The 3,291-nt window shown below is 34.2% G+C and carries 7 protein-coding genes and 2 pseudogenes; 1 reads left to right on the top strand and 8 read right to left on the bottom strand.

What is annotated here, in order from left to right:
- A pseudogene (locus RHTP_RS07505) lies at window positions 1–487 on the bottom strand (IS3 family transposase); the annotation flags it as partial.
- A 68-nt stretch (window positions 488–555) separates the two neighbouring features.
- Here RHTP_RS07505 and RHTP_RS07510 point away from each other — a divergent pair.
- Complete coding sequence (locus RHTP_RS07510; protein ID WP_138107507.1) at window positions 556–993, top strand: type III PLP-dependent enzyme domain-containing protein; 438 nt, start codon at window positions 556–558, stop codon at window positions 991–993.
- An 83-nt stretch (window positions 994–1,076) separates the two neighbouring features.
- Here RHTP_RS07510 and RHTP_RS08855 read toward each other — a convergent pair whose 3' ends face one another.
- The 7 genes and pseudogenes from RHTP_RS08855 to RHTP_RS09015 form a co-directional block, all read right to left on the bottom strand.
- The gene (locus RHTP_RS08855) at window positions 1,077–1,223 is read right to left on the bottom strand and encodes a hypothetical protein (protein ID WP_171005780.1); all 147 of its coding nucleotides are present in this window, start codon (window positions 1,221–1,223) and stop codon (window positions 1,077–1,079) included.
- 168 nt (window positions 1,224–1,391) lie between these two features.
- Window positions 1,392–1,583 (bottom strand): hypothetical protein, encoded by a 192-nt coding sequence (locus tag RHTP_RS07515; RefSeq protein WP_138107508.1) that lies wholly within the window; start codon window positions 1,581–1,583, stop codon window positions 1,392–1,394.
- A gap of 20 nt (window positions 1,584–1,603) precedes the next feature.
- Window positions 1,604–1,849, bottom strand: coding sequence for a hypothetical protein (locus RHTP_RS07520; RefSeq protein ID WP_138107509.1), 246 nt, complete (start codon window positions 1,847–1,849; stop codon window positions 1,604–1,606).
- Between the two features lie 12 nt (window positions 1,850–1,861).
- A complete protein-coding gene (locus RHTP_RS07525) occupies window positions 1,862–2,044 on the bottom strand; it encodes a hypothetical protein (RefSeq protein ID WP_244609541.1) in 183 nt (60 codons plus the stop codon).
- A gap of 105 nt (window positions 2,045–2,149) precedes the next feature.
- Window positions 2,150–2,404 (bottom strand): hypothetical protein, encoded by a 255-nt coding sequence (locus tag RHTP_RS07530; RefSeq protein ID WP_138107511.1) that lies wholly within the window; start codon window positions 2,402–2,404, stop codon window positions 2,150–2,152.
- Window positions 2,391–3,065 (bottom strand): tRNase toxin domain-containing protein, encoded by a 675-nt coding sequence (locus RHTP_RS07535; protein WP_138107512.1) that lies wholly within the window; start codon window positions 3,063–3,065, stop codon window positions 2,391–2,393. Before RHTP_RS07535 ends, RHTP_RS07530 begins: the two co-directional genes overlap by 14 nt.
- A gap of 85 nt (window positions 3,066–3,150) precedes the next feature.
- Window positions 3,151–3,291, bottom strand: a pseudogene (locus RHTP_RS09015) (IS982 family transposase); the annotation flags it as partial.

The following is a 3,291-nucleotide window of genomic DNA, read 5'->3' on the forward strand; positions in this document are numbered from 1 at the left end:
TCCAAATGGTTAGGAGCTATCATTATCTCTTTTTTGCTTGCCCTTGTAGTCACCTTCCATTTTTTTCTCATCTTAGCCTGTATTTTCTCTTGCTTCATTAATTTAGCAACTCTTTTTCTAGAACAGGAAATGCCCTGCTTTTGAAGCTTAGCGTGAATCCTCGGGCTCCCATAAGTTCCTCGGCTACTCTTATGAGCTTTTTTAATTTCTTTGATTAACTCTTGATTCTCCACGTTTCTTTTACTAATCACTCTATTTAAAAACTCATAGTACCCACACCTGGAAACTTCTAAAATGTGAGCCATCTTCTCTATTTCAAATTCTTTAGAATGGGTCTTCATAAATTCAAATTTCAACTCTTTGGTTTGGAGAAGATGGCAACTGCTTTTTTTAGGATGTCTCTCTCCATCGTAACGTCAGCTAGTTGCTTCTTTAAACGATATAATTCTTCATTGCATGGCTTTAATATCCCAGATCCAGGGAAACTGACCTTGCTACCATTTAGTAGACAGATAGAAAACAGACAAATAAAATCAATTTAGAAGGAGATTTTATATGTCTAGACAAAATAGAAACTACGATAAAGAATTTAAGTTGAATGCAGTACGGCTCTGTACAAATATCATCGCTAAACGAGAGCTGTCTTTTCTTAATGAAGATACTATGTATTATGTTAATGATGGGTTATATGGTTCATTTAACTGTCTTATCTTTGATCACGCTGTTATTACGCCCTTAGCTTATCAGATGAAACCATCTTCTGAAAATAAATTGCAAAAAAGCAGCATTTGGGGTCCTACATGTGATGGGATGGATTGTATTCTAAAAACTTGTTATCTTCCCTCGCTTAATATGGGAGATTGGATCATTTTTGAAAATATGGGAGCATATACGATCTCTGCTGCTTCTAACTTTAATGGTTTTGAAAAGCCCATTCTAAAATTTATACTTCCTCTTTCCATGAAGAATCTCTTTAAATTTTTAAGGGAATAATAGAGGAACCGCGAAAATAAAATCAGCCCCTGCGCGTTTAATACTACTATTGAAAAAATTCTTTTTCTCTAAGTTCATCTTCTTTAGCGCACTGTATGACAAGCTTTTTTGCTTATTTCTAATACGTTAAGAAAATCTTGTAGAGGGAAAATGCATTCTTGAGAGTCTGTATTTTGTGATAGGATTTGGATTTCTATATTATCTATACCTTTTTCGCAGGGCCAACGCATGAAGATTTTGCTTGATAATTGAGAGATAAAAAATGACCTGGTCCTTTTTCATAAGGAGTATAAAATGGAAGGATTTATTCATTCTTCATCGATTATAATGCATTTTTCGATTTTACCAGACCCAAAAGAAAGGCATGCAATCAACTATCATGTCATAAAGATGATTTATTAGCTCTGGTGGGTGCAAAGAAAATTCTTCATGCGTAAGCCCTGACCTTTTTCGTAATTACACGTAGCGATTACTTGATTATCAAAACAAACTTCAACAACCATACCTTCAAAATCTAAATCACTGCTTAATTCAATATTAAATTTTTTTTCACAATAAAGACTCTGTGCAAACCTCTTAAAAGGCATCATCTATAAACTTCTAGGCTTTATTAAGATTCTTTTTCCATCTTTACTAAACTCGCTTTTGCATCTTTCAAAGCTTCAATAAATTCTAAATAACTAAATGTCCATTTTTCTATACTTAATGGAGGATAGATCTCAATAATTGAATTCTCGATTCCTTGTTCTTGCGTAATTATTGCAACAAATTCTCTATTAAAATAAATTTCTGCACACAACTCTTCATATTGTGTATCGCTTGAAATGATTATATCAAATCCTTTAGCCTTTATCATTACTAATTTAAATCACGTTCGTCTTTTTTCTAAGTCCAGCAATCTTTTTTTTGCTTGTGCTAGAGCTTCTAACGCTTCATCCAAAACAAATTCCCAATAGTCCTGTCTAGGGTGAGAGTAAAATTGAATAATTGATTCATTTGCTTCTTGAGAAATTTCGACCCACTGAACTCCTTCATAACAGATTTCGGCCACAAGATTTTCTCTATCAGGGAGACTTGCTATAGTTATACAAAATTTTTTCATTTATTTATCTAACTCTAAAAACCCAAGTGGAACTAATCTAATTTTTTGGAAAAATTATTCTTTTTCTCTAAGCTCATCTTCTTTGGCGCACTGTATGACAAGCTTTTTTGCTTTTTCTAATACGTTAAGAAAATCTTGTAGAGGGAAAATGAATTCTTGGGAAGGAATAATTTCAATTTCCATGTTATCTATGCCTTTTTCATAATTGATCTCAGCAATGATTTGGTCATCATAACAAACTAAAATAACCATTCCTTCAAGGTCTACATCGCCGCAAATTTTTGTGCAAAATCCTTTATTTATGACCATACTCAATAAATCCTCTGAAAGTTCCATCTTCTCTAAAATATGCTCCTCTTCCATTTGGAGCGTAGATTTCTATGCCGCCTTTATTATTTTTGAGAATAATTCTCTTTGGATCATTCAAAATCTCCCTGAGAATATTTTCTCCTCGTCTATTCATCGCAGTTGGGTTGCCTAATGGTTTTGGAAAAATACTTCCTTCTCTGTTTCCATGTTTCATTAAGCTTCTTCCAGCCTTGGTAAAACCTGCTCGATCTAGGGCTTGCCCTGCTTTTAATAGTTTATTAATGTCGCTAAAAACTTCTCCTAATACTCCAGGAGGAGGACACATGCCAATGACAAAATCATTTTTTCTGTTTTTCCCCTCTGGAGTATAGCACTCCGAATGGTCTGTTGAAAAGATCTGATCGATTTTCTGATGACCTTTTGCAACTAAACTTTCGTAGTTCTCCATAGGGGTTAATGAAAAATCATCTGAAGGGGTATTTTCTGGTAAAATCCGAGCTCCTGCTTCTTGAATCTCTTGTGTAAATTGTGGTATGCAAGAACCTATTTCAGAAGCTCCGTCTAAAGCTTCATGAGCTAAAAATGCACCTAAATCTCTTGCTTTTTCTGTAAAAGAAGGGTTTTCTTTTATAGGGATATTTGGAAAGGTATCTTCTAGCATAAACTCTTTGATAGAAGAGATATGTTCTTCAAAGGCTTCATCTACGGAAGCATCAATGTTAGTAGAAACCTCAGTTTTGGGTTTTCTAGCTGGTAACTAGCCCTAAACTTTCCTTATCAGACATTCTAATACGAGGTTTTTTAGGTTGCCTCATATAAGCTGCAATTCCACAAAGAGTATTAACCAAAAAGTTACTCACTGATCTATGCCTTGTGTGCTCAATCTG

This window comes from Candidatus Rhabdochlamydia sp. T3358, from assembly GCF_901000775.1.
Taxonomy (GTDB): Bacteria; Chlamydiota; Chlamydiia; order Chlamydiales; family Rhabdochlamydiaceae; genus Rhabdochlamydia.